Origin of the sequence: Pseudonocardia sp. DSM 110487 (genome assembly GCF_019468565.1) — a bacterium.
GTDB lineage: Bacteria > Actinomycetota > Actinomycetes > Mycobacteriales > Pseudonocardiaceae > Pseudonocardia.
The window spans coordinates 8944687-8969221 of the sequence record NZ_CP080521.1; the positions used below are offsets into that span (position 1 = coordinate 8944687).

Genomic DNA, 24535 nt, shown 5'->3' on the forward strand with positions numbered 1-24535 from the left:
GGCGCTATCCGGGACGAACCCGACAAGTTCAGGAAGGCCACGTTGCTGTCCTGCAGGTTCAGGAACGTGGCGTTCCTGAACGTCCCACGGCCTTGGCCAGCCGCGCGATCTCCCGCGGCCCCACCCGGCAGCAGCCACCGACGATCCGGGCGCCGTTGGCGACCCATCGGCGGGCTTCCTCCGCGCCGAAACAGGACGGGCCGGTCCACGCCCGCGCCGTGGCGTCCCAGCCCTCCCCGCTGTTCGGGTAGGCGATCACGGGCTTGCCGGTGATCTCGCGCGCCAGCGCGACGGCGGCCGGCACGTCCGCGGGTGCGCAGCAGTTGACCCCGACGGCGACGATCTCCGGGGTCCCCGCGGCCACGGCGAACGCGTCGGTGAGTGGCTGGCCGGCACGCGTGCGATCGCCGTCGATGCTGTAGCTCAGCCACGCCGGCACCCCGAGCGCGGTGACGGCGTCGGCGAGCGCCTCGGCCTCGTCGGCGTCGGGCACGGTCTCGAGCGCGAGCAGGTCGGGGCCCGCCGACGCGAGCACCTCCATCCGCGGCCGGTGCCAGTCCCGCAGGGCGGCGACGGAGAGCCCGTACCGGCCTCGGTACTCCGACCCGTCGGCCAGCACGGCGCCGTACGGGCCCACCGATGCCGCGACCCATCGCCGGCCGCCTGCGGACGCGGCCGCGTCCCGTGCCAGCTCGACACTGCGGCGCAGCAGCCGCTCCGCGGCGGCCCTGTCGACGCCGCGGGCGGCGAGCCCGTCGAAGGAGGCCTGGTAGCTCGCGGTGATCGCGATGTCGGCACCCGCGCCGAAGAAGGCCAGGTGGATGGCCGCGATCTCCGCGGGCGCGTCCATCAGGAGCCGGGCCGACCACAGCGCGTCGGAGAGGTCGTGCCCGCGGGCCTCGAGCGCGGTGGCCATGCCGCCGTCGGTGACGAGCACGGTGTCGTGCAGCGGCAGCCCCCGACCCGTCGGCAACTCAGTACTCGTCGACCTCCACCCCGTCCACTTCCGCCAGCGCCTCGAGCGCTGCCTGGTCGCCCTCGTCGACCGCCATCTGCAGGTACGGGCGCGCCTCTTCGAACCTACCGTCGTCCAGCAGGAAGCGGCCGAACGCGAACGCCCAGCCTGGCTCGGCGATCCGCCCGGCCTCCCGGAACTCCCGATCAGCGGCCGCCGGGTCACCGCTGGCAGCCAGGAACTGCCCGTACACGGTGTGGGCGCGTAGCGCGCCGAGCTCCCCCGCACGCCGGTACAGCGCGTCGGCGTCGGCGTAGCGGCCCTGCTGCGCGCGCACGTCGGCGAGCGCGAGGATGGTGTCGGGACGGCGCTCCGTCGCGTGCTGCTCAGCGGCCGCCGCGGCCGCTGCCAGGTCGCCCGCCTCGAGCTGCAGCTCCACCAGGTTGGCCGCGGCGAGCTGGTCGCCGGCGGCTGCCGCGTCGACGAGCAGGTGCACCGCTTCGACCAGCCGCCCCTCGTCGCGCAGCAGGATCGCCAGGTCGTTCGCGGCCGGCACGTCCCCCGACTCGACGGCGAGCCGCAGAGCGCTCTCGGCCCGCTCCCGCTCGCCGAGCTGCACCAGCGCGACGCCCAGCCGGCCGGCGAACCGCGCATCCCCCTGCTCGACGTGCGGCTCGAGCACGTCGACCGCCGACCGCCAGCTCCCGCTGTCGAAGTAGGCCCGCACGAGCAGGTCGAGCGCGGACGGCTCGCCGCCCGCGACGGCCTGGCGCAGCACCTCCGCGGCCTCTTCCGGGCGGCCGTCGGCCAGCAGCGCGGCTCCCCGTACCGCGAGATCCTCGGGCGACCGATCCATCGAACCCCCCTCGATCGGGTGGCGCGATGTTGTCACTACCCCCGAGGAATGTCACCGTCGGTATGGGGCGATCACCCTCCGATACGCCGAACGGCGGAGACCCTCTGGGACCATCCGGTAGCCACCGCGTACGACGAGGTTGCGGACGAACTGCCCGCGCGTGGTGAACCCGAGCTCGCGGAACCGGCGCTGGACGGCGATCTCCGCGCGCAGCAGCTCGAGCCCACCGCGACGGGCGTAGGCCCCCGCGCCGACGCGGTACTTCACGAGCGGTTCCGCGACGTTGGCCACCCGAGCGTCGGCGAGGATCAGCTTCGCCCAGAGCAGGTAGTCCTCCATCTTCGCGAAGTCGGTGTAGCCGCCCACGCCGGTGACGAGGGGCCGCCGGTACACGACCGTCGGATGGTTGAACGGGGTCGCGAACCGGGCCCTGCGCCGGATCTCGGCCGGATCGGTCGGCACGGCCCTCGTCGCGACGATCTCGTCCGCGTCGTCGGCGAACTCGACCAGGCCGGAGCCCACGATGTCCACGCCGGACTCGATGATCGGCATCTGGACGGCGAACCGATGCGGGAGGGAGATGTCGTCGGCGTCCATGCGGGCCACCACGTCGTGGTGGCAGGCCGCGAGCCCGGCGTCGAGCGCCGGACCGAGACCGGCGTTGCGCTCCAGCTCCACGACGTCGACCGGGACCGGGCTGTCCTTCGCGAGCTCCGCGATCGTCTCGGCGAGCGGCTCGGGCACCGGCCCGTCACGCACGATGACGACCTGGTCGGGACGGCGGGTCTGCGCATCCACGGAGGACCGGAACGCCTCGGTGAGGAAGTCTGGCCGGTCACCCGCCCAGACGGGCAGCAGAAGCGACAGCTGCTCCGACAACGAGAGCTCCCTCCGCTCCGGCCACGTCCACCGGAGTAACGGTGCGTAACTGGCAGATCCGCGACGGCGGTCACCCGCGACACGCCCCACGGCGTCCTGGACGAGCGCGCCCCGTGTTGCACCCTAGGAGACAGGGAGATCGCGACGAGCGGAGGTGCACCGATGGATGGACGGAGCACCACGTACACCCGGCCGGTCAGCTGGGACCGCGCGCCCTCCGTTCCGCAACGGCGCAGGCCGCCCGACGCCCCTCCCCCGGGCAACAGGACGCGTCCGCCGCGCGCCGCGCCGCACGAGCCCGGCTTCCGCAAGCGCCTGCGCACCGCGTTGGTGGTGACGTCGGCGCTTGTAATGGCGCTCACCGGCACGGCATGGGGCCTGTACCGCGACGTGACGGCCAGGATCACCACCACCGACGTCATCGCGGGCGGCGGGGACGGCGGCCACCTCAACATCCTGCTCGTCGGCGTGGACAGCCGCACCGACGCGCACGGCAGGCCGCTGCCGCCCGAGGTGCAGCGGATGCTCTCGAGCGGTCCCGACACGGGCGTGCTGAACTCCGACACGATCATCCTGCTGCACGTCCCAGAGGGCGGCGGGGCCGCCACCGCGTTCTCCATCCCCCGCGACGCCTACGTGAACATCCCCGGCTACCGCCGCGACAAGATCAACGCCGCATACCCCGCGACCAAGGCGCTCGCGGCCGAGCGGCTGGTCTCCGAGGGGGTGAAGGAACCGGAGCAGGTCGAGGCCGAGTCCGCCAAGGAGGGCCGCAGCACCCTGATCCGCACCGTCGAGGACCTGACGGGGCAGACCATCGACCACTACGCCGAGGTCAACCTCCTCGGGTTCTACAACCTCACCACCGCGATCGGCGGCGTGGACGTCTGCCTGCGCAAGCCCGTCGACGACCCCCTTTCCGGCGCCCACTTCCCGGCCGGCCCGCAGACGATCTCCGGGACGGACGCGCTCGCGTTCGTCCGCCAGCGCCACGGTCTGCCCGACGGCGACCTGTCCCGCATCCGCCGCCAGCAGGTGTTCCTCGCCGCGGTCGCCGACAAGATCCTCGCCGGCGGCACCTTCTCCGACCCGACCCGGCTCATGGCGCTCACCGGCGTTGCGGAGCAGTCGCTCGTCATCGACGAGCATTGGAACCTGCTCGGGTTCGCCCAGCAGGCCGCCGACCTCGCGGCCGGGAACCTGCAGTTCGTCACGATCCCCACCAACGGCCGCGACTCCAACGCACGCGGCGACGTCGTGCTCGTCGACCCTCGGACCGTCGAGGAGTTCATCGAGCAGCGGATCGGCGAGCAGGCCGCGGCCGCGGAAGCCGCCGCACAGGCCGCGGACGCGCAGGCCGCGGTGCCACCCCCGCCTGCCGACCTCATCGCATCGCGCTACGTCGTGGACGTGCGCAACGGCTCCGAGCTGGGCGGGATGGCCGCCTCGGTGGCCGACCACCTGCGCGGCCTCGGCTTCGGGCGGGGGATCGTGGACAACACCGAGGCCACCGACACCTCCGTGGTGCGCTACACCGGCGCCGACGCCGACGCCGCACGGGCGGTGGCCCAGCAGCTCGGCGACATCGGCACCGAGAGCGACGGATCAGTGGCCAGAGGGCACCTGAACGTGGTGCTCGGCGCCGACTTCGATCCCGCGGTCGTGCCGGAGAAGGAAGCGTCGGCCCCCACCACGAAGGCCGAACCGGAGCCGACCGAGCCGATCACGGCCTCGGGTGTGCCCTGCATCGACTGAGCATCGCCATAGGGTGATGGCGTGACGCTCACCGCCGCTCTGCTCGGTCCGCTGCGCACCGGCTCCGCCGCCGCGCGCCCGCTGATCACGTTCTACGACGACGCCACCGGCGAGCGCGTGGAGCTGTCGGGCACCACCACGGCGAACTGGGCCGCGAAGGCGGCCAACCTGCTGCGCGAGGAGTGCGACGTCGAGCCCGGCACGCGGGTCGCACTGCTGCTGCCCGCCCATTGGCAGACGGCCGCCGTGCTGCTCGCGGCCTGGTGGTGCGGGGCCGAGGTCGTCAGCGAGCCCGGCGACGCCGAATGGGTGCTGTGTGACGCCGACCGCGTCGACATCGCGCTGGCGTCCGCCCCGAGCGGCGGCGTGGTGGCGCTGTCGCTCGACGCCTTCGGCAAGGGCATCTCCGGCCTGCCACCGGGCGTGGTCGACTTCGCCACCGAGGTCCGGCTGCAGGGCGACGACTTCGTGCCGTGGGAGCAGGTTCCCGCCAGCGCCCCCGCACTCGACGGCGCGACGGTCAGCGAGGTCATGGCCGGCGCCAGTACCCGCGCGGCCGAGCTGGGCCTTTCGCGCACCGACCGCGTGCTCTCCACCCTGGACTGGAACACGGCCACCGGACTGCGGGACGGCTTGCTCGCAGTGCTGGCCGTGGAGGCGTCGCTGGTGCAGGTCCGCAACCCGGACGAGGCGGCGCTTGCGCGCCGCGCCACCGCGGAGCGGACCACGGTCCGGCTCGGCTAGTGCGGTGACCACCAACGTTCACCGGTTCCTGACGCGAGCCCGGCCCGCAGGTCAGCGCGGCGATCAAGGGCTAATGGTCGTCATCGGAGATCATCTAGCGACCATTTCGCCTTGATCGCCGGATTGTCCCCGGAATGGCGGCTCGATCAGCAGTTCGGCGCGTTCCCGGGTCGCTTTCGCCCTTTTCCGCCCGCGGCGCCACCGGAGGCCCCCACAACCACCCCGCCCGACCAGACCCGGCGAGCGAATGCGGTCACCGCACCGGCCGGCTCTATCGGGCATTGCGGGAGGCGTGGAGCCGCGTCATCCCGCGAACGCCAGCCGCCGCGGGAGCGCGAAGAGCCACGAGGCGCTCGCCGCCACGAGCACGCGGTGCGTCAGGAGCGACAGCACGGTGCACAGAACTGCGATCGCAACGGGAAGCGCGTACCCCGCCACGGGCGGGACACCGAGGTGCAGCAACCCGACCATGACCACGGCGATCCAGAAGATGTGGATCAGGTAGACCGGCAGCGTCTGCGCGCCGAGTGCGACGAGCGGACGACCCACCCGGTACCGGGAGACCCACGCGGCGAACAGCACTCCGAACGTGACGGCGAGGATGTTGAGCCCGAGCGCGACGCCCGGGATCCAACGGATGCCGAGCACGACGGCGGTGGCCGCGCAGCCGACGCACACCGCGGCCACAACGGCCACCCGCAACGCCGTGGCGGCCCGTGCCACGCCTTCGACGAGCGTTCGGGCGTGCCAGCCGAGCAGGAAGAAGAACAGGTGGCGGGCCATGCGCGTCCACACCTCGGCCTCGAACTGCAGGATCTCCGCCCCGACGAACGCGGACAGCAGGCCGGCCGCCCCCAGCTGGAACCACACCGGGAGGCCCTTGATCAGCTTCGCGATCACGGCGAACAGGGCGAGCGCGTAGATGAACCACACACCGGAGCCGGGGATCAACGGTGCCATGGCCAACGAGACAGGGTCCGTGTCGTCGACGTACGGATCGACAGCCGCTACGGCGGGGATGTGGAAGAAGGCGAAGCGGAGCAGGGTCCACACCGCGAAGAGGTAGACGAAGAACGCGACCCGCTTATGTAGCAACGTCCGCCACGGCGCCGCGAGCGGTCCCGCGACGAAGAGCCCGGAGACGAGGAAGAACAGCGGCATGCGCATCGACGCGAGCGCGGTGTTGGCGGCCACGACGGCGGGCGGCGCCAACCCCGACGTGTACAGGAACGACACGGCGTGGTGGGCCACCACGAGCAGGATCGACAGGCCCTTGGCCGCGTCGACCCATGCCAACCGTGCCGAGTCGTGCATCGGGAGCAAGGACAGTGGGGAGCTGTGTTGCGCCGACATCGGTGGCGGAGGATTCCATCCTTCGGCGGATTGCACAACCGGTGACACTGCGATTACGCCTTGATCAACCCGACCGGGCGAAGTACCCGCGCACCATCTCGACCAGCGCGTCGACGTCGGCGTCGACCATCGGCTCGCCGGTCATCCCCATGCGGTGGAGCAGGATCCCGACGACGGCGTCGATCAAGAACAGGACCCGGTTCTCCGGCTCGCCCAGCGCATCCTGGAGCGCGCGCCGGTACGGGTCCTGCAACCGCGTGGACAGGATCTCGCGCAGGGCCGGGTCGCTGACGGCGTCACTGAACACGCCCGCGAACGCCGCACCCACCCCCGGCTCGCCGATCTTCGCCGCCGCCCAGCGGATGGCCGAAGAGATGATCTCGGCCTTGCCGACCCCTTCCAGCGGCGCCGGACCGAACGCGTCGACGAGGCAGTCCGCGATCAACGCACCCTTCGACGGCCATCGGCGGTAGACCGTCGTCTTCGCGACGCCCGCCGCAGCGGCGATGCGGTCGACGGTGGCGTGCGCGTAGCCGAGCTCGTGGACCGTGCGGAGAGTCGCGGCGAAGACCACGGCGTCGAGGCTCTCGCGCGGGCGACCGGGTGGTCGGGCGGGTGTCGTCGCTCGGGGCATGGCCACACGATAGCCACTTACGCTACTCTCAGTATCGCTACTAGAGGTAGCGAAACCCTCGAGGAGGAGACATGGTCGACGTCACCACCGCCACGGAACGGCCACCGCTGGGCTTCCGGCTGCTGCAGGCGCTGCGCCGAGAGCCGGACTGGTCGGCGATGCCGGCTGAGGAGCTGCTCGCCTTCCGCGAGGCGGAGAACCGCAAGCGGGCCTCCCGGCTGCTACGGGTGATCACCGGGCTCCCAGCCCGCGGCGCGGCCATCCGCTGGCAGGAGGTGACACTCCCCGACCGCAGGCTCCGGGTCCGGGTGCACCGGCCGCCGGCCGGCGGCCGCCAACTGCCGCTCGTGCTCCACGTGCACGGCGGCGCGTTCGTGGGCACGGCAGCGCAGAGCGACTGGATCAACAGCCACCTCGCCGCGCAGCTGCCCGCCCTCGTCGTCTCGGTCGAGCACCGGCTCCTCGACGCGCAGACCCCGCTCGCCGCGGCCGTCGACGACGGCTGGGACGTGCTCCGGCACGTGCTGCAGCACGGCGCCGAGTGGGGCATCGACCCGGCGCGGACGGCCGTGTTCGGCGAGAGCTGCGGCGCGTTGATCAGCGCCTTGGCAGCGATTCGAGCCAGGGATGCCGACCTGCACCTCCAGGCGCAGGTGCTGGTCAACCCGGCCGTCGATGCGACCGACACGATGCTCGATTACGCCTCGGTCGCCGAGTACGCCCGCACCCCGACCCTCGCCGTGCCGCAGCTGCAACTGTTCCAGCGGCTCGCCGTTCCGCCGGGCACGGATCCTCGAGCGATCTCGCCGCTCCATGCCGACAACCTGAACGGGCTGCCCCCCGCGCTCGTCGTGGTGCCGACCGTCGACGCCTTGGCCGACCACGGCCGCCGCTACGCCGAGCGGCTCCTTGAGTCCGGGACTCCCACGCGGCTCACCGAGCACCGCGGGGCACCACACGGGTTCCTCAGCCTGCCGGGCGTGGTCCCGCAGGCGAAGGCGGCGCGGGCGGAGATCGTCGAATTCCTCCGGGGCCACCTGGTTGCCTGACGAGGCAGGCATGATCGCCGGAAGTGGCGCCGGCGTGTCAGAAATGTCGCACGGACACCATTGTCGGCGACGTACGGTGGGCGGGTAGCGTCCGACCGTGCCCAATGCGGTGATCGTGGATTACGAATCGAGCTGGCCCGAACGTGCACAGCAAGTCCTCGCCGAGGTGCAGACAGCACTCGCCCCTCTCTCCGATTCCGCTCGCTTCACCTACGAGCACATCGGGTCGACAGCCGTACCAGGGCTAGCCGCGAAGCCGATCATCGACCTGCAAGTGCGAATGCCTTCTCTGCCATCGCTGGACCAGCTCGCGGGGCTGTTGGCTCCCACCGGATTCGTTTCTGCGCAGGGAGCTCGGCCTGACTCCCCCGGCGTCTATCGAGATACGCCACGCCCGGCTGACCCGACCGATCCGACCCTGTACGAGAAGCGCCTCTTCCACGACCCCGCACGTGCGGCCATCCTGCACATCCGCCGTGCGGACTCGCCCTTTGCGCAGTTCGTCGTAGTCTTCCGCGACTGGCTCCGCAGCAACCCGGTACAGGCGGGCATCTACGAAGAGGCTAAACGCCGCCTGGCCACACAACACGCCAGCGACCGTGACTACGACGACTACACGCGATCCAAGTCTGCGTTCTTCGACGAGACGAATGACGAAATGCGATCCTGGGCGCGGAGGCAGTCGTCCCGGCCGCACCTCACCTGAGCAGGGCCCGCGCCATCACCATCCGCTGGATCTGGTTGGTGCCCTCGTAGATCTGCGTGATCTTCGCGTCGCGCATCATGCGCTCCACCGGGAAGTCCTTGGTGTATCCGTAGCCGCCCAGCAGTTGCACCGCGTCGGTCGTGACGCTCATCGCCGTGTCGGAGGCGAAGCACTTCGCCGCGCTGGAGATGAAGCCGAGGTTCGGCTCGCCCCGCTCCGCACGCGACGTGGCGACATAGACGAGCTGGCGGGCCGCCTCCACCTTCATCGCCATGTCGGCGAGCATGAACTGGATGCCCTGGAACTCGCCGATGGCCTTGCCGAACTGCTTGCGCTCCTTCACGTACGCCGTGGCGACGTCGAGCGCGCCCTGCGCGATGCCGACCGCCTGCGCGCCGATCGTCGGGCGGGTGTGGTCGAGCGTGGCGAGGGCGGTCTTGAACCCGGTGCCCTCGGCGCCGATGATCCTCATCGCCGGGATCCGGCAGTCCTGGAAGTAGATCTCGCGCGTCGGCGAGCCGTTGATGCCGAGCTTGCGCTCCTTCGGTCCGACCTCGAAGCCCGGGTCGTCGCGGTGCACGACGAACGCGGAGATCCCCCTGGCCCCCTTTCCGGGGTCGGTCACCGCCATCACCGTGTACCAGGTCGACTCGCCCGCGTTGGTGATCCAGCACTTGGTGCCGTTCAGCACCCATGAGTCGCCGTCGCGGCGCGCGCGGGTCTTCATCGCCGCGGCGTCCGAGCCGGCCTCGCGTTCCGACAGCGCGTAGCTGATCATCGCGTCGCCCGCCGCGACGGACGGCAGCACATGGCGCTTCAGCTCGTCGGACGCCGAGAGCAGGATCGGCGTGAGCCCCAGCCCGTTGACGGCGGGGATCAGTGAGGACGACGCGCAGATCCGCGCCACCTCCTCGATCACGATGCAGCCGGCGAGCTCGTCGGCACCCTGGCCGCCGTACTCCTCCGGGATCGTGACCGCATTGAACCCCGCCTTCACCAGAGCGGTCTGCGCCTCGACCGGGAAGCGGCTCTGCTCGTCGACCGCCGCGGCGTGCGGGGCGATCTCTTTCTCCGCGAGCGCCCGCACCGCCTCGCGCAGCGCCTCGTGCTCGTCGCTGAGCCGGTAGGTGTCGAAGTCGGGGTTCATGGCACCAGCGTAACGGCACTCGGTGCCATCCGTACACCACTCCTGTTACCCTGCGTGCCATGACTGGCACCACTCGTCGCGGCCGCTCCCCCGAGGGCCGGGCGGAGGTGCGGCGCGAGCTGGTCGCGGCCGCTGTGCGGTTGTTCCGCATCCAGGGCTACGAGGAGACGACCGTCGACGACATCGCGGCCGCCGCGGGCGTCGGGCGGCGGACGTTCTTCCGCTACTTCCCGAGCAAGGAGGACGCGATCTCGCCCGACCACGAGGTCGGCCTCGCGCGGATCGCGGAGGTGTTCGCCACGGCGCACCCCACGGAACCCACCGCGGCCCTCGTGGTGCGAGCGGGCGAAACGGTCTTCGACCTGTATGCCGACGACCCAGGGCTCTCCGTCGAGCGCTTCCGGCTCACCCACGAGGTACCGGCCCTGCGCGACCGCGAGTCGGCGCGGGTGGACCACTACCGCCGCCTGTTCACCCGGCAGCTGCGGGAGCGCTTCGCGGGTGAGCCGGACGGCGACCTGCGCGCCGCGGTGACCGGCGCCGCCGTCGTGGCCGCCCACAACCTCGCGCTGCGCGGCTGGCTCGCCGACGGCGGCCGGCCCGACCAGCTGGACGAATACCGGGCCCGGTTCCGGAAGGTCGTCGACATGTTGCCGGGAGAACCGGCCCTGCACGGTGTGACCGAACGGCTCGAGGCCGCCGTCGCCCGCCTCGAACGCCAGGCGTGACGGCTACCACACCTCGTGTCCGCCGTCCACTTGGGACCTGGGGGACAGCCCCCATCGTGAAGGTGGCGCTGGCAGCAGTGCGACGGGAGGGCAGCGGGGTGGTAGCGATCTCGGCGCGTGCCGGATCCTTCTTCTTGCCGCAGACAGCGATCTGGCGGAAGGGAGAATCGACGATGAGCACGCCGGCGCCCCCCTCAGCCACCGTGAACTCGCCATTCTCCGCCACGCCGATCGTTGAGGGATCCCCTGCGGCACGACCGGCGTACTGGTCGCGGACGGCAGGCACCTCCGCGACCAGTCCGCTGTCGTCCGTCGCGGCGCGCGGCGCGTAGCGGGAGGCCGCCGTGTTCACAGCCGACTCGGTCCCCGTTCTCACCCGCCAGGATCGCTGTGACCGCTGTCGGGCCGTTGCCCACGTGCGGGCAGTGCTCCCGGCCGGCAACGACCTCCTGTTCTGCGAGCACCACGCCCGCCAGCACGCACCCCGGCTCCGCGAGATCGGCGCGCTGCTGTCACCAGAGCCCTGAGCTCCCCGGCACCCGCCGCGAGCCCGGCCGCGATTCGCGACCGGGCTCGCGGTGGTTTCTGGGGCCGGACATGCGTGATCCCCGGGCCGCAGCGGGTGCTGCGCAAGCCGAGCTGGACGGGCTCGGGCCCGGGGATCACGGGTGACTGCCTGGAATTCGCCGGCACCACACCGGCTTCCACTTGGCCGTCGGAACGAGTCCCGTGGTGCTAGCGGACAGCCACCTCACGAGTCCTGTAGCTATTCAACGCTGGACCACCTCCTCTCACGTGTACTGCCACCCTACGCACGGCGGAGGCGGGCTCGCCACGGGAATTCCGCAGATCACTTCCCAGCGGCAGCACGCAGCGCGGCATCCTTCTCGAGCACGGAGTCGGCGAGGTCGGCCTGGAAGCGCACCATCCGGTCCCGCAGGGCGGCGTCACCAGTCGCGAGGATTCGGACGGCGAGCAGTCCCGCGTTGCGCGCGCCGCCGACGGCCACGGTGGCCACCGGAACGCCCGCCGGCATCTGGACGATCGAGAGCAGCGAGTCGAGGCCGTCGAGCTGGGCAAGTGGCACCGGCACGCCGACGACCGGCAGCGGCGTGGCGGCCGCGACCATCCCCGGCAGGTGCGCCGCTCCGCCGGCGCCGGCGATCACCACGCGCAGGCCCCGCTCCGCCGCGCTCGCGGCGTAGTCGAGCATGCGCTGTGGTGTGCGGTGCGCGGAGTACACGCCCACCTCGTAGGGCACGTCGAACTCGGCGAGCGCCTCACCGGCGGCCTGCATGACGCGCCAGTCCGAGTCACTGCCCATGATCACGCCGACAAGCGACTCAGGCACGCTGCACCTCCTGCTCGCGGCTGCCCGAATGCGGGGACCAGCCGTCCGGCCACTCGGCCGTGGACAGCCACGCCGCGGCGAGCGCCGCCCGTGCCCGCACCGCCGCCATGTCGTCGCCGAGCACGGTGACGTGCCCGACCTTGCGGGCCGGCCGTTCGGCCTTCCCGTAGAGGTGCACCTTCACGTCGGGGAACCGCGCGAAGAGGTGGTGCACCCGCTCGTCCATCGACATCACGGGCGACCGCGCCGCACCGAGCACGTTGGCCATGACCACGGCGTGCGCCGTCGGTGCCGTGGCGCCGAGCGGGTAGTCGAGCACCGCGCGCAGGTGCTGTTCGAACTGCGACGTGCGGGATCCCTCGATGGTCCAGTGGCCGGAGTTGTGCGGCCGCATGGCCAGTTCGTTGACGACGAGCACCCCGTCGGTCCGCTCGAACAGCTCAACGGCCAGCAGGCCGGTGACGCCCAGCTCGGCGGCGATCCGCAGCGCCATCTCCTGCGCCCCCGCGGCCACGTCCGGATCCAGGCCGGGTGCGGGGGCGAGGACCTGCACGCACTGGCCGTCCTCCTGCACGGTCTCCACCACCGGCCACGCGGCCGCCTGCCCGAACGGGGAGCGCGCGACGAGCGCCGCCAGCTCTCTGCGCATCGACACGGCCTCCTCGACGAGCAGGGGCGTGCCGGCCGCCAGCAGCTCGGTGACGAGCTGCGCCTCATCCGCGTTGCGCAGCAGCCAGACGCCGCGCCCGTCGTACCCGCCACGCGCCGCCTTGAGTACCACCGGCCACCCGTGCTCGGCAGCGAACCCTGCGACGTCGCCCGGCTCGCGGACCTCGGTGAACGCCGGCCCGGCCAGGCCGAGTCCGGCGAGCCTGCGGCGCATCACGAGCTTGTCCTGCGCGTGCAGCAGCGCGTCCGGCCCGGGGTGGACGCGCACCCCCGCGTCCACGAGGGCCCGCAGGTTCTCCTGAGGCACCTGCTCGTGGTCGAACGTGACGGCCGAGCAGCCACGGGCGAACGCCCGCAGGGCGGGCAGGTCGGATGGCGTGCCGGGGTGCACGTCGGGGCACACGAGCGCGGCGGGATCGGCAGGGTCGGCGGCCAGCACGCGCAGCGACTGGCCGAGCGCGATGGCCGCCTGGTGCGTCATGCGGGCGAGTTGCCCGGCACCGACCATCCCGACGATCGGTTGACGCGCGGCTGGGGAGGCGTCCACGGTGGAGGAAGCCTACCGGCGGGCGATGCGACGCCGGCGTCTGGCACGATCGACCAGGTGTCCGTTGTCGAGTCGGCGCTCGCGATCATCCCGCAGCCCTACCGCGACATCGCCATCAAGCACCGTGAGCTGGTGAAGTTCGCCTTCGTCGGTGGCACCACGTGGGTGATCGATACCGTGGTGTTCCTGCTGCTCAAGTCCACGGTGCTGGCTGAGAAGCCGCTGACGGCGAAGATCATCGCTGTGCTGGTCGCGACGATCGTGTCGTACGTGCTGAACCGGGAGTGGTCCTTCCGCACCCGCGGCGGCCGGGAACGCCACCACGAGGCGGCGCTGTTCTTCCTCGTCAGCGGCATCGGCGTGGTCGTCTACTCGGCGCCGCTCGCGATCTCGCGCTACGTGTTCCACCTCTCGGTGCCCGAGGTGAGCCTCCTCACCCAGGAGGTCGCCGACTTCGTCAGCGGCCAGATCATCGGTGTGCTCGTCGGCATGGCGTTCCGCTGGTGGGCCTTTCGTCGCTTCGTCTTCCCGGACGAGGACGTCCGCCGGAGGGTCCCCGCCGCCTGACGCGGGCTCCTGACGCGCAGGTCGAGTAGCGCCGGCGCTACTCGACCGCAGGGCGATCAGCGGGGGGTTGACGAGCGGCGGGGCGCTGCTGCCGCCACCACGTCGTCCGCTCGTGCCGCCGGCAGGAAGATCGTGAAGATCGGGGGGCGGGCCCTCGACAGCTCCAGCCGGCCGCCGTCGGCCTCCACCAATGCGCGGGCGAGCGCGAGCCCGATCCCGGTCGACGAGCCGACCGATACCCCGCGGTCGAACACGTGCGGCACGAGCTCCTCCGGCACGCCCGCGCCCGCGTCCGCGACCTCCACCACCAGGCTCGTCTCGGCCGCGCGGGCGCTGAGGGTCACCGTGCCGGAGCCGTGCTGGATCGCGTTGTCGAGCAGCGCACCGATCGCCTCGCGGATTCGGGTGGGCGTCACCCGGGCGAGCAGGCCCTCGGGCACGCGGACCTTGAGCGAGCGGCCCTTCGCCTTGAGATTCGGGCGCCACTCCTCCGCCACGGCGCCGAGCGTCTCCCGCAGGTCCCGCGGCTCCGCGCCCGCCGCCCGCGCCACCCGGGCCGCCTCCAGCAGCTCGTCGAGCACCTCGGCAAGTCGCTCGGCCTGCTCCAGCGCGGCGAGCGCCTCGCTGCGCGCCGTCGGGTCGGGATGGGCGGCCAGCTCGTCGAGCCGCAGCTGCAGTGCGGTGAGGCGGCTGCGCAGCTGGTGCGACACGTCGCCGACGAGCGCCCGCTCCCGCTGCAGCAGGTCGGCGAGCGCGACGGCCGAGGTGTCGAGCACGTCCGACACGCGATCCAGCTCGGGGATCCCGTGCCGGCCAGGTACGGCGCGGAAGTCGCCGGCACCGAGCCGGGCCGCCCGGTCGGCCACCCCGCGCAGCGGTTCGGCCAGCCGCCGCGCCGTGACGGTGGCGACCACCGCTCCGGTGCCGACCGAAAGCACGACCAGCAGCAGCACCACGAGCGTGACCTGTATCTGCTCGGTACGCATCGACCGCAGCGGCTCCTGCATCACGAGCACATCACCGGGCGCGAACGGCAGGGACTCCGAGACCGGGTCGTCCCCGACCTCCGCTCCGATCACCTGATCAGGCTGGCCGGCTCTCTGCAGCACCAGCCGCCCGCCCGTCGGCACGGCGAGCTCGATGGACTCGCGGTCGATCGCCGCGTCCGCGGTGTCCAACCGCGCCGCCACCTGCTCGAGGCGGGACAGGAGGTCGGCGCGGTGGAGGTCCTCCACCAGCCGCCACGTGGTGATCGCGAGCGGGCCACCGAGCACCAGCGCCGTGATCGCGACCACGAGCAACGTCGACTGCAGGATCCGGCGGCGCATCTAATCGTGGTTGAAGCGGAATCCGACGCCGCGCACCGTGGCGATCCGGCGCTCGCCGCCGATCTTGCGGCGCAGCCAAGACATGTGCATGTCCAGCGTCTTGGACGTCTTCATGTCCGGGTCGTTCCACACCTCGCGCAGGATCTCCTCCCGCGTGACAACCTGGCCCGCACGCAGGAGCAGCACCCGGAGCAGCTCGAACTCCTTGTTGGCGAGGCCCACCTCGACCCCGTCGACCAGCACGCGGCGACCGGAGAGCTCCATCCGCACGCCACCCACCTCGACGGCCTCGGGGGTGAGCCTGCGCAGCAGGGCCCGCACGCGGGCGAGCAGCTCGGCCAGCCGGAACGGCTTGCCGACGTAGTCGTCGGCGCCCGCGTCCAGCCCGACGACGAAGTCGACCTCGTCCGTGCGGGCGGTGAGCATCAGCACCGGCAGATCGGGGTCGTCCAACCGCACGCGCCGGCAGACCTCGAGGCCGTCCATGCCGGGCAGGCCGAGGTCGAGCACGAGCAGGTCCACATGGCCGCGCCGCACGCGCTCGAGCGCGGCGGCGCCGTCTGTGGCGACCTCGACGACGTACCCCTCTCGCTGCAGCGCCCTGGACAGGGGCTCGGCGATCGCGGTGTCGTCCTCGGCCAGCAGGACGGTGGTCACTGGGAGAGTCTAGTGCGGCGGGGGGATCATCGGTGCGTGTCCGACGACAACCGACCGCGTCCACCCGCCGCCGCCGAGGAGCGAACGATGCTCGCGGGCTGGCTCGACTACCACCGCGCCACCCTCGAGCTGAAATGCGCCGGGCTCGCCCCCGCCCAGCTCGTGACCCGGGCCGCCGAGCCGTCGTCGCTCTCGCTGCTCGGCCTCGTCCGCCACATGGCCGACGTCGAACGCGGCTGGTTCCGCCGCCGGCTCGGCCGCGAGTACGCCCCGCCGCTCTACTACTCGGACGACGATCCCGACGGCGACTTCGACAACGTGGATCCCGCCGCCGTCGATGTCGCCTTCGCCGCGTGGCGAGCCGAGTGCGCGCGAGCGAGGGAGATCGCCGAGGCGCTCCCCTCCCTGGACGTGATGATCACCGACCGGGTGGGAAGGCGGCTGTCGGCGCGCTGGGTGCTGGTCCACATGGTGGAGGAGTACGCCCGTCACAACGGCCACGCCGACCTGCTGCGGGAGCGGATCGACGGGGTCACCGGTGAATGAGGCAGGGTTGCCACCCGTGGACGCCGATCTCGAGCTCGCCCTGCGCCTCGCCGACACGGCGGACGCGATCACCCTCGCGCGGTTCCGGGCCGCCGACCTGCGGGTCACCCGCAAGCCGGACCGCACGCCCGTGACTGATGCCGACACCGCCGTCGAGGACGCGCTGCGCCGCATGATCGCGGCGGAACGGCCCGGGGATGCGGTGCTCGGCGAGGAGCGCGGCGGTGCGGTCACCGACTCCGAGCGCGGTTGGGTGATCGACCCGATCGACGGCACGAAGAACTTTTCCCGCGGCATGCCGGTCTGGGCCAGCCTGATCGCGCTCACGGCGCAGGGCGAGCCGGTGGTCGGGGTCGCGAGCGCCCCCGCGCTGGGCAGGCGCTGGTGGGCGGCGCGCGGCGAGGGCGCGTGGACCTCCGACCGGTCCGGCACGCGGCGGATCGCCGTCTCGGGCGTGAGCGACCTGGCCGACGCCTACCTCTCGACCACCGACATCAAGACCTTCGCCGAGCTCGGCCGCCGCGACGACTACCTGCGACTCGTCGACTCGTGCTGGGAGACGCGCGCCTTCGGCGACTTCTGGATGTACTGCCTCGTGGCCGAGGGCGTGATCGACCTCGCCGTGGACGGCGCCGCGAATCCGTGGGACCTCGCCGCCCTCGTGCCGATCCTCACCGAGGCGGGCGGGACGCTCACCGACCTCTCCGGCACCGAGACGTTCGCGGGCGGCGACGGGCTCGCCTCCAACGGCGCCGTCCACAAGGCCGCGCTCGCGATCATCGGGCGGTGAGGATGGATCCGGAGCTCTACTTCGAGGACCTCACCCCCGGCCGTGTCTTCGACCTCGGCACCACAGTCGTCGACCGCGACGAGATGCTCGCGTTCGCCCGCCGGTTCGACCCGCAGCCGTTCCACGTCGACGACGACGCCGGCAAGGCCTCGATCTTCGGTGCGCTCGCGGCGTCGGGCTGGTTCACCGCATCGCTGTGGATGCGCGCCTACGCCGACGGCGTGCTCGCCCGCGCCTCCTCCCTCGGCTCCCCCGGCGGCGAGGAGATCGCGTGGCCGGCCCCGGTGTTCGCGGGCGACGAGCTGCGGGCGTCGATGGAGGTGCTGGAAGCGCGCCGCTCCCGCAGCCGCCCGACCCTCGGCCTCGTGAAGCTGCGGGCCTGGCTGCACCGCGGCGACGAGGTGGTCTACCGCAGCACCTTCACCGGCATGTTCGCCACACGGGCCTGAGCGAGCACTTCACAGACTCACTGCCCGCTTCACACAAGGCGGGCCTTGTGTGAAGCGGACGCTGGGTTTGTGAAGTGGCCTCAGCCGCGGTCGGCGAGTTCCTTCGCGTACTTCTCGCTCATGTGGGCGACCGCCGCAACCTGCTGCTCGGCATGCCCGGTGCGGGTCTCGGTGGCCCGCGCCTTCGCGTCGAGCGTGGCCTGCGCCTGGCCCTGGAACCGCGGCATGACGTGCTGGGCGATCAGCTCGTAGGAGCGGCGTGTGGCCTGCGGGTTCGCCCACTCGTGCGCGAGCAGCAGCATGGCGCCGAACCCGCCGGACTGGTCGACGAGCCGCTGCACCTGCGCCGCCGCGTCGTCCGGCGTCCCGATCGCGCCGATCCCGGCCTCGTTGACGAAGTCGATCATCTCCCGGACGTCACCGCCCTCCACCGCCATCTGCGGGAACGCGGCGACCTTCTGGAAGTAGCGGAACCACTGCTCGATGCCGTGCTCGACGTCCCGGTACGCCTGCTCCCGCGTCTCGGCGACGTGCATCAGCCCGACCAGACGCCACGCCGCGCGGTCGACGGTGGTGCCGAAGGTCGCCGCCCGCTCCTCCATGACGTTCCAGTGGTGGGCGAGCGCGTCGAAACCCTCCTTGGTGAGCGTCGCCCCGATGGACAGCAGGCCGACGCCGTGCCTGCCCGCCAGGCGCGGCCCGGTCGGCGATGCCACGGCCGCGACGGCGACATCGAACAGCGGGTCGGAGTAGGGCCGCAGGTGCAGCCGGGCGTCGATCAGCTGGTGGGTGCGGGTGGTGGCCGTGACCGGCTCGTCGCCGCGCAGCAGCCGCATGACGATGTCGAGGTTCTCCTCGAGCAGCTCACGCGTGTCGGTGGGGTTCAGTCCGATCATCGCCGAGTCGGTGGGCAGCGAACCCGGACCGACACCCAGCATCACGCGCCCGCGCGTCAGGTGGTCGAGCAGCACGATCCGCTCCGCCACCCACAGCGGGTTGTGGTAGCTCAGCGATATCACGCCGGTGCCGAGCCGGATGCGCCTCGTGCGCTCGGCCGCCGCAGCGATGAAGATCTCGGGCGACGCGATGATCTCCGAGCCGGCGGAGTGGTGCTCACCGATCCACGCCTCGTCGTACCCCAGGTCGTCGAGGTGTTGGACGAGCTGCAGGTCGCGCTGCAGCGCGGTGGTCGGGTTCTCGCCCGCGGGGTGGAAGGGGGCCAGGAAGATGCCGAACCTCAGTCGGGTCACGAGCCGCTCCAGTCGTCGTTGACGGGGAGCTTCGACCGTAGGCACGATCGGCCCGCGCGGTCACCCCTCCGATGGGTGGGGCCTCCGCTCGACGAGCGCGCCGATGTCGATCCGCATCTCGAACGGCTCCAGGACGACGAGCGCACCGGTCGCGGTCTGGCTCTCCACGTAGCCGTCCTCCGGAGCGCCCAGCCCGTAGACCGTGATCGACGGAGCGGGCGGGTCGAGGTCGACCACCCAGTAGTGGGGGATCCCCGCCTCGGCGTACTCGAAGTGCTTCATGTGAGTGTCGATCTTGCGGGAGCCAGGCGAGATGATCTCCACCGCAAGTAGTACCTCGCCTGCCGCAACCCGACTTTCCGGGCCGTCGGCGCGCACGATGACGAGGTCGGGTGCGCGGACGGTCGCCGGTCCTTCGGCCTCGACGACCACCTCGAAGTCGGGAAGGACCTCCCAATCCGGCGGGAGTTGCCGCTCCATCTGCGAGGCAAGCCGCACGAGCGCGCGCTGGTGCCTCCTTGCCGGTTTCGGCGACACGACGAGCACGCCCTCCTGCAGCTCGTAGTGCGCCGAGTTGTCCTCGGGCAGGGCGTCCCACTGGTCGAGAGTCAAAAGCTCCCGGGGGATCGGCAGCGCCACCGCGCACCTCCTCGAAACGTCTCCGCCATTGTGTCGCAGGCCACCGACAGAACTACCGACCGCCGCCCAGCGCCCGCACCACCCGCGACGGCGACGGCCGCCCCAGCTTCTCGGCCATCCACACGCTCGTTGCGACGAGCGCGTCGAGGTCGACCCCGTGCCCGATGCCGAGGCCGTCGAGCATCCAGACGAGGTCCTCCGTGGCGAGGTTGCCGGTGGCGGACTCGGCGTAGGGGCAGCCACCGAGCCCTCCGGCGCTCGCGTCCACGGTGCGCACGCCGCGGCGCAGGGCGGCGAGCGTGTTGGCGAGCGCCTGGCCGTAGGTGTCGTGGAAGTGCACCGCGAGATGCCGGACGGGCACCCCGGCCGCGACGCAGCCGTCGAGCACGGCGTCGACGTGCCCAGGGGTCCCGGTGCCGATCGTGTCGCCGAGGGAGATCTGGTGGCAGCCCATCCCCGCCAACCTGCGCGTCACCGCCGCCACCTGCTCGGGCGCCACGGCGCCTTCCCACGGATCGCCGAAGCACATCGAGACGTACCCGCGCACACGCAGGCCTGCCTCGAGCGCCCGCTTCACCACGGGCTCGAACATGGCGAACTGCGCGTCGAGCGAGCTGTTGAGGTTGCGCTGGGCGAAGGTGTCGGTTGCGCTCGCGAAGACGGCGATGTGCGAGACGCCTGCGTCGAGGGCCCGGTCGAGGCCGCGCTCGTTCGGCACGAGCACCGGGTAGTCCACGCCTTCCGTGCGCACCAGCAGGCGCAGCAGGTCACCCGCGTCCGCGAGCTGGGGCACCCACTTGGGGTGCACGAAGCTGGTGGCCTCCAGTACGCGCAGGCCCGCGGCTGCGAGCCGGTGCAGGAACTCGGCCTTCGCCTCGACCGGCACGATCGCCGACTCGTTCTGCAGCCCGTCCCTCGCCCCGACCTCGTAGATCGTGACGTGCTCAGGGAGCCCGGGGGCGGGCACCGGCATCGGCAGTGGTCTCGTCGGCGGTCTCGTCACTGTTCCACCTCGTTACTGGCCGACCTCGTTGTAGAGCACGGCGTGCACGCGCCGCACGCCAGGGACGTCGTCGAACTCGAGGGACTCGTCGGAGTCCGACTCGATGGCGAGCGTGCCCGCTCCGAGCATCCGCTCCAGCAGGCCCTGCCGGAACTGCACGCTGCTGATCCGCTTCAGCGGGATGTCCATGCCCTTGCGGGTGAGGACCCCCTCCCGCACCAGCACCCGGCGATCGGTCACCACGAAGTGCGTGGTGCGCCAGCGCAGCACCGGGAAGACCGTGAACCGCCCGACGAGCGCGAGGCCGGCCACGGCCAGCCCCAGCCACGCCCACGGCGCCCAGCTCTGCGCGCTCACGAGCGCGGCGACGAAGCTCGCGACCCCGACGACGAGCAGCAGCACGACGACGGGCACGACCAGCATCTTCCAGTGCGGGTGCCGGTGCACGACCACCTGCTCGTCCTCCACGAGCAGATCGTCCGGATAAGCCACGGGAGCCACGTTAGGCGTTCGCGGCGGCGGTCCGTCGCCAGGACGCGCTGCGGCTACCCGGAAGGGCGCAGGTGCACGACGTCGCCCGCGGCGACGGCACGCCGGTGGCCTGCCGCGTCGAGCAGCAGGAGCCGTCCGTCGCGGTCGACGTCCTCCGCGATGCCATGCAGGGCCGCACCGCCGGGCAGCTCGACCCTGACCTCCGAGCCGAGGGTGACGCAGCCGGCCCGGTAGTCGGCGCGCAGCCGGGTGCCCTCCGCGTCACCCCGGCCGTCGCGCCACGCGGCTTCCCGCTCGGCGAGCCGGTCCAGCAGGGTGGTGAGCACCTGTGTGCGATCGACGAACGCGCCTTCGTCGGCGAGCGACGTGGCCAGGGGCTGGTCGGGGGGCGAAGCCGCGACGTTCAGCCCGATCCCGACGACGACGGCGGGTCGCACGGCGTCGGCGACCTCGGCGAGGATCCCGGCCGCCTTCCGCCGCCCCGGTCCGAGCAGCAGGTCGTTCGGCCACTTGAGCCCGGCCGGGACGTCGCAGACCGCGCGGATGGCGTCGAGCAGGGCGAGCCCTGTGAGCAGCGGCAGCCATGCGAACCGCGCGGGCGGCACCCCGGTGGGGCGCAGCAGCACGCTGACCGTGATCCCGGTGCCCGGCGGGGCCACCCAGGTGCGCGCGAGCCTGCCGCGCCCTGCCTCCTGGTGCTCGGCGACGAGGACTGTGCGATCGGGCGCACCGTCCGCGGCGGCGGCGAGGAGGTCGGCGTTGGTGGAGCCCGTGCGCTGCACGACGTCGACCTGCTCCCACCGCCCGGTGAGCGCTGCCCGAAGTGCGGCTGCGTCCAGCGGCTCGACGGTCCGGTGCATGCCTGGTGACGCTACCGGCGAGTCACCCGGCCCGCTGGCCTTTCCCCGCACTCGCGGCGGACGGCGGGGGACCGTCGCCGGACGCGCGGCGGTGGACGCCGAGCCGCGTGACGCGCATCGCGGCGACGGAGCCGCCTGCGGCGTTAGGCTCCCGGGCCATGAGCGCCGCAACGGAGCCGTTCGCGTCCGGCCCCGAGCCCGACATCCACACGACCGCGGGCAAGATCGCCGACCTGTACCGGCGTATCGACGGTGCCGTGCACGCGGGCAGCGAGGCCGCGGTGGAGCGGCAGCACGCGAAGGGCCGCCAGACCGCGCGCGAGCGCGTCGACCAGCTGCTCGACCCCGGCTCGTTCGTCGAGCTCGACGCGCTCACCCGGCATCGCTCCACCAACTTCGGGATGCAGGAGAAGCGTCCGTTCGGTGACGGCGTCGTCACCGGCACCGGCACCATCGACGGCCGGCCGGTCGCGGTGTTCAGCCAGGACGCCACCGTGTTCGGCGGCGCGCTCGGCGAGGTGTACGGCGAGAAGATCGTCAAGGTCATGGACATGGCCGCCAAGATCGGCTGCCCGGTCATCGGCATCAACGACGGCGGCGGCGCGCGCATCCAGGAGGGCGTGGTCGCGCTCGGGCTCTACGGCGAGATCTTCGTGCGCAACGTGCGCAGCTCGGGGGTGATCCCGCAGATCTCGCTGGTGATGGGGCCGTGCGCGGGCGGCGCCGTGTACTCGCCCGCCATCACCGACTTCACCGTGATGGTCGACGGCACCAGCCACATGTTCATCACCGGGCCGGACATCATCAAGACGGTCACCGGCGAGGACGTCGACTTCGAGGACCTCGGCGGCGGCCGGGCGCACAACACGAAGTCCGGCGTGGCGCACTACCTCGCCGACGACGAGGCCGACGCGTTCTCCTACGTCAAGGAACTGCTGTCGTTCCTGCCGTCGAACAACCTGTCCGAGCCACCCTCGTACCCGGCGCCTGAGCCGGCAGATGGCGCGATAGCCGACTCCCTCACCGACACCGACCTCGAGCTGGACGCGGTCATCCCGGACTCGCCCAACACCCCGTACGACATCCACGACGTGATCACGCGGGTGCTGGACGACGGCGAGTTCCTCGAGGTGCACGCGCTCTTCGCGCCCAACATCGTCGTCGGCTTCGGGCGGGTCGACGGCCGGTCGGTCGGCGTGGTCGCGAACCAGCCCACCCAGTTCGCGGGCTGCCTGGACATCGACGCATCCGAGAAGGCGGCCCGGTTCGTCCGCACCTGCGACGCGTTCAACATCCCGATCCTCACGTTCGTGGACGTCCCCGGCTTCCTCCCGGGCACCGACCAGGAGTGGAACGGGATCATCCGCCGCGGCGCGAAGCTGATCTACGCATACGCCGAGGCCACCGTTCCGAAGATCACCGTGATCACCCGCAAGGCCTACGGCGGGGCGTACGACGTCATGGGCTCCAAGCACCTGGGTGCGGACGTGAACGTCGCGTGGCCCACCGCGCAGATCGCCGTCACCGGGGCGGCGGGCGCGGTGAGCATCCTCTACCGCAAGGAGCTCGCGGGGCTGTCAGGCGACGAGCTCGCGGCCCGCAGGGCCGACCTGCAGCAGGAGTACGAGGACACCCTCGCCAACCCCTACATCGCGGCCGACCGCGGGTACATCGACGGAGTCATCCCGCCGTCGCACACGCGCGGCTACGTCGCGAGGTCACTGCGGCTGCTCGCCACCAAGCGCGAGGCCGTGCCGGCCCGCAAGCACGGGAACATCCCCCTGTGACGAAGGACAGCGCGACGACCCCGGAGGAGCGGCGGGCCGCGTTCCGCGTGGTCAGGGGCGATCCGTCGGACGAGGAGCTCGCGGCGCTCACCGTCGTGCTCGCGGCCGTCGCCTCGTCTCCACCCGCCCCGGCGGGGCCTCCCGCCCGGGACCGCTGGTCCGATCCCGCCACGCGTTTCCGCACGCCGCTGCACCCCGGCCCCGGGGTGTGGCGCACGTCGACCTGGCCGCGCTGACCCCCCACCGGTGGTCGAGTAGGGCCAGCGCCCCAGCGCCGGCCCGTATCGAGACCACCTCGAAGACCGGCATGTGGTCTCGATACGCGCCGGCCCTGGCGGGCCGGCGCTACTCGACCACCGGAAGAGAGCCCGGCGCTACTCGAACCTGCGGTGGTTGCCGCTAAGCGGACCTCAAAGCTTTCTGAAGACGGTGGCCTCTGCGGGTGGCGCAGCCCACACTCGGTTCCGACGGCCGGGGTGATCGGCGTCCAGGGGGGACGGTGAGCCCGGCCACGAGGAGGCGATCGAGGTGGGAACAGTCATCTGGATCGGCATTGCCGCGATAGTCGTGATCGCCGTGGTGATCGCCGCGATCGGGAAGCCCGGCGACGGCCATGGCGGCACCCGGAACGCCGCAGCGCACCGCGGCCGCTCCCGTGTCGGCAGCTCACGCGGGTACGGCGGCACAGGCGCTCACAGCGGAGGGCACGCGGCGAGCACATGGGGTGGCGACAGCGGCAGCTGTGGTGACAGCTCCGGTGGAGGCTTCGGCGGCGGGGGCGGCAGCTGCTGATC

General features: G+C 72.0%; 27 protein-coding genes. 12 read left to right on the top strand and 15 right to left on the bottom strand.

The window, feature by feature from the left end:
• Positions 1 to 58 precede the first annotated feature (58 nt).
• From mmuM to K1T35_RS41985, 3 genes are read right to left on the bottom strand one after another with little or no spacing between them, the layout of a single operon-like run.
• Positions 59 to 973 (bottom strand): homocysteine S-methyltransferase, encoded by a 915-nt coding sequence (gene mmuM / locus K1T35_RS49505; RefSeq protein ID WP_255621289.1) that lies wholly within the window; start codon positions 971 to 973, stop codon positions 59 to 61.
• A gap of 1 nt (position 974) precedes the next feature.
• Positions 975 to 1811, bottom strand: a complete 837-nt coding sequence (locus K1T35_RS49510) for a lipopolysaccharide assembly protein LapB (RefSeq protein ID WP_255621290.1) — start codon at positions 1809 to 1811, stop codon at positions 975 to 977.
• Positions 1812 to 1862: 51 nt separating this feature from the next.
• Entirely contained in the window at positions 1863 to 2690 is an 828-nt protein-coding gene (locus K1T35_RS41985; RefSeq protein ID WP_255621291.1) for a glycosyltransferase, read from the bottom strand.
• A gap of 162 nt (positions 2691 to 2852) precedes the next feature.
• Here K1T35_RS41985 and K1T35_RS41990 point away from each other — a divergent pair, with 162 nt between their 5' ends.
• Positions 2853 to 4445, top strand: a complete 1593-nt coding sequence (locus K1T35_RS41990) for an LCP family protein (RefSeq protein WP_220257228.1) — start codon at positions 2853 to 2855, stop codon at positions 4443 to 4445.
• Between the two features lie 21 nt (positions 4446 to 4466).
• Complete coding sequence (locus tag K1T35_RS41995) at positions 4467 to 5189, top strand: TIGR03089 family protein (RefSeq protein ID WP_220257229.1); 723 nt, start codon at positions 4467 to 4469, stop codon at positions 5187 to 5189.
• A 303-nt stretch (positions 5190 to 5492) separates the two neighbouring features.
• On the opposite strand, the gene K1T35_RS42000 is transcribed toward K1T35_RS41995, so the two are convergent.
• Together K1T35_RS42000 and K1T35_RS42005 are read right to left on the bottom strand one after the other, a co-directional pair.
• Positions 5493 to 6503 carry an acyltransferase family protein gene (locus K1T35_RS42000; protein ID WP_220257230.1) on the bottom strand — a complete coding sequence of 337 codons (1011 nt, stop codon included), beginning with the start codon at positions 6501 to 6503 and terminating at the stop codon, positions 5493 to 5495.
• 103 nt (positions 6504 to 6606) lie between these two features.
• Positions 6607 to 7176 carry a TetR/AcrR family transcriptional regulator gene (locus tag K1T35_RS42005; protein WP_220257231.1) on the bottom strand — a complete coding sequence of 190 codons (570 nt, stop codon included), beginning with the start codon at positions 7174 to 7176 and terminating at the stop codon, positions 6607 to 6609.
• Between the two features lie 71 nt (positions 7177 to 7247).
• On the opposite strand from K1T35_RS42005, the gene K1T35_RS42010 reads away from it, so the two are divergent.
• Together K1T35_RS42010 and K1T35_RS42015 are read left to right on the top strand one after the other, a co-directional pair.
• A complete protein-coding gene (locus tag K1T35_RS42010; protein WP_220257232.1) occupies positions 7248 to 8225 on the top strand; it encodes an alpha/beta hydrolase in 978 nt (325 codons plus the stop codon).
• A gap of 97 nt (positions 8226 to 8322) precedes the next feature.
• The gene (locus tag K1T35_RS42015; RefSeq protein ID WP_220257233.1) at positions 8323 to 8931 is read left to right on the top strand and encodes a GrpB family protein; all 609 of its coding nucleotides are present in this window, start codon (positions 8323 to 8325) and stop codon (positions 8929 to 8931) included.
• Here K1T35_RS42015 and K1T35_RS42020 read toward each other — a convergent pair.
• Positions 8924 to 10078: an acyl-CoA dehydrogenase gene (locus K1T35_RS42020; RefSeq protein WP_220257234.1), complete on the bottom strand. Its 1155-nt coding sequence runs from the start codon at positions 10076 to 10078 to the stop codon at positions 8924 to 8926. The genes K1T35_RS42015 and K1T35_RS42020 overlap by 8 nt on opposite strands.
• A gap of 59 nt (positions 10079 to 10137) precedes the next feature.
• On the opposite strand from K1T35_RS42020, the gene K1T35_RS42025 reads away from it, so the two are divergent.
• Positions 10138 to 10806: a TetR family transcriptional regulator gene (locus K1T35_RS42025; RefSeq protein WP_220257235.1), complete on the top strand. Its 669-nt coding sequence runs from the start codon at positions 10138 to 10140 to the stop codon at positions 10804 to 10806.
• 850 nt (positions 10807 to 11656) lie between these two features.
• Here K1T35_RS42025 and purE read toward each other — a convergent pair.
• Entirely contained in the window at positions 11657 to 12130 is a 474-nt protein-coding gene (gene purE, locus K1T35_RS42035) for a 5-(carboxyamino)imidazole ribonucleotide mutase (RefSeq protein ID WP_220263198.1), read from the bottom strand.
• A 19-nt stretch (positions 12131 to 12149) separates the two neighbouring features.
• Positions 12150 to 13373 (bottom strand): 5-(carboxyamino)imidazole ribonucleotide synthase, encoded by a 1224-nt coding sequence (locus K1T35_RS42040; protein ID WP_255621292.1) that lies wholly within the window; start codon positions 13371 to 13373, stop codon positions 12150 to 12152.
• Positions 13374 to 13430: 57 nt separating this feature from the next.
• Here K1T35_RS42040 and K1T35_RS42045 point away from each other — a divergent pair, with 57 nt between their 5' ends.
• Complete coding sequence (locus tag K1T35_RS42045; RefSeq protein ID WP_220257237.1) at positions 13431 to 13940, top strand: GtrA family protein; 510 nt, start codon at positions 13431 to 13433, stop codon at positions 13938 to 13940.
• Positions 13941 to 13996: 56 nt separating this feature from the next.
• Here K1T35_RS42045 and K1T35_RS42050 read toward each other — a convergent pair whose 3' ends face one another.
• A complete protein-coding gene (locus K1T35_RS42050) occupies positions 13997 to 15268 on the bottom strand; it encodes an ATP-binding protein (RefSeq protein ID WP_220257238.1) in 1272 nt (423 codons plus the stop codon).
• On the bottom strand, positions 15269 to 15925 hold the full coding sequence (locus K1T35_RS42055) for a response regulator transcription factor (protein WP_220257239.1): 657 nt from the start codon (positions 15923 to 15925) through the stop codon (positions 15269 to 15271).
• A 36-nt stretch (positions 15926 to 15961) separates the two neighbouring features.
• On the opposite strand from K1T35_RS42055, the gene K1T35_RS42060 reads away from it, so the two are divergent.
• From K1T35_RS42060 to K1T35_RS42070, 3 genes are read left to right on the top strand one after another with little or no spacing between them, the layout of a single operon-like run.
• Positions 15962 to 16471, top strand: coding sequence for a DinB family protein (locus K1T35_RS42060; protein WP_370645240.1), 510 nt, complete (start codon positions 15962 to 15964; stop codon positions 16469 to 16471).
• A 16-nt stretch (positions 16472 to 16487) separates the two neighbouring features.
• A complete protein-coding gene (gene hisN, locus K1T35_RS42065; RefSeq protein WP_220257240.1) occupies positions 16488 to 17261 on the top strand; it encodes a histidinol-phosphatase in 774 nt (257 codons plus the stop codon).
• 2 nt (positions 17262 to 17263) lie between these two features.
• On the top strand, positions 17264 to 17710 hold the full coding sequence (locus tag K1T35_RS42070) for a MaoC family dehydratase (RefSeq protein WP_220263202.1): 447 nt from the start codon (positions 17264 to 17266) through the stop codon (positions 17708 to 17710).
• Positions 17711 to 17790: 80 nt separating this feature from the next.
• On the opposite strand, the gene K1T35_RS42075 is transcribed toward K1T35_RS42070, so the two are convergent.
• The 5 genes from K1T35_RS42075 to K1T35_RS42095 are packed head-to-tail and all read right to left on the bottom strand — an operon-like array spanning position 17791 to position 21954.
• A complete protein-coding gene (locus tag K1T35_RS42075) occupies positions 17791 to 18960 on the bottom strand; it encodes an LLM class flavin-dependent oxidoreductase (protein WP_220257241.1) in 1170 nt (389 codons plus the stop codon).
• Between the two features lie 60 nt (positions 18961 to 19020).
• Positions 19021 to 19599, bottom strand: a complete 579-nt coding sequence (locus K1T35_RS42080) for a Uma2 family endonuclease (protein ID WP_220257242.1) — start codon at positions 19597 to 19599, stop codon at positions 19021 to 19023.
• Positions 19600 to 19651: 52 nt separating this feature from the next.
• The gene (locus K1T35_RS42085; RefSeq protein WP_220263203.1) at positions 19652 to 20572 is read right to left on the bottom strand and encodes a hydroxymethylglutaryl-CoA lyase; all 921 of its coding nucleotides are present in this window, start codon (positions 20570 to 20572) and stop codon (positions 19652 to 19654) included.
• Between the two features lie 42 nt (positions 20573 to 20614).
• The gene (locus tag K1T35_RS42090) at positions 20615 to 21094 is read right to left on the bottom strand and encodes a PH domain-containing protein (RefSeq protein ID WP_220257243.1); all 480 of its coding nucleotides are present in this window, start codon (positions 21092 to 21094) and stop codon (positions 20615 to 20617) included.
• A gap of 53 nt (positions 21095 to 21147) precedes the next feature.
• The gene (locus K1T35_RS42095) at positions 21148 to 21954 is read right to left on the bottom strand and encodes a biotin--[acetyl-CoA-carboxylase] ligase (RefSeq protein WP_220257244.1); all 807 of its coding nucleotides are present in this window, start codon (positions 21952 to 21954) and stop codon (positions 21148 to 21150) included.
• Between the two features lie 158 nt (positions 21955 to 22112).
• On the opposite strand from K1T35_RS42095, the gene K1T35_RS42100 reads away from it, so the two are divergent.
• The 3 genes from K1T35_RS42100 (at position 22113) to K1T35_RS42110 (ending at position 24533) form a co-directional block, all read left to right on the top strand.
• Positions 22113 to 23741, top strand: a complete 1629-nt coding sequence (locus K1T35_RS42100) for an acyl-CoA carboxylase subunit beta (RefSeq protein ID WP_220257245.1) — start codon at positions 22113 to 22115, stop codon at positions 23739 to 23741.
• Positions 23738 to 23977 (top strand): acyl-CoA carboxylase subunit epsilon, encoded by a 240-nt coding sequence (locus tag K1T35_RS42105; RefSeq protein WP_220257246.1) that lies wholly within the window; start codon positions 23738 to 23740, stop codon positions 23975 to 23977. Before K1T35_RS42100 ends, K1T35_RS42105 begins: the two co-directional genes overlap by 4 nt.
• 292 nt (positions 23978 to 24269) lie before the next feature.
• A complete protein-coding gene (locus K1T35_RS42110; RefSeq protein WP_220257247.1) occupies positions 24270 to 24533 on the top strand; it encodes a hypothetical protein in 264 nt (87 codons plus the stop codon).
• Positions 24534 to 24535: the final 2 nt, after the last annotated feature.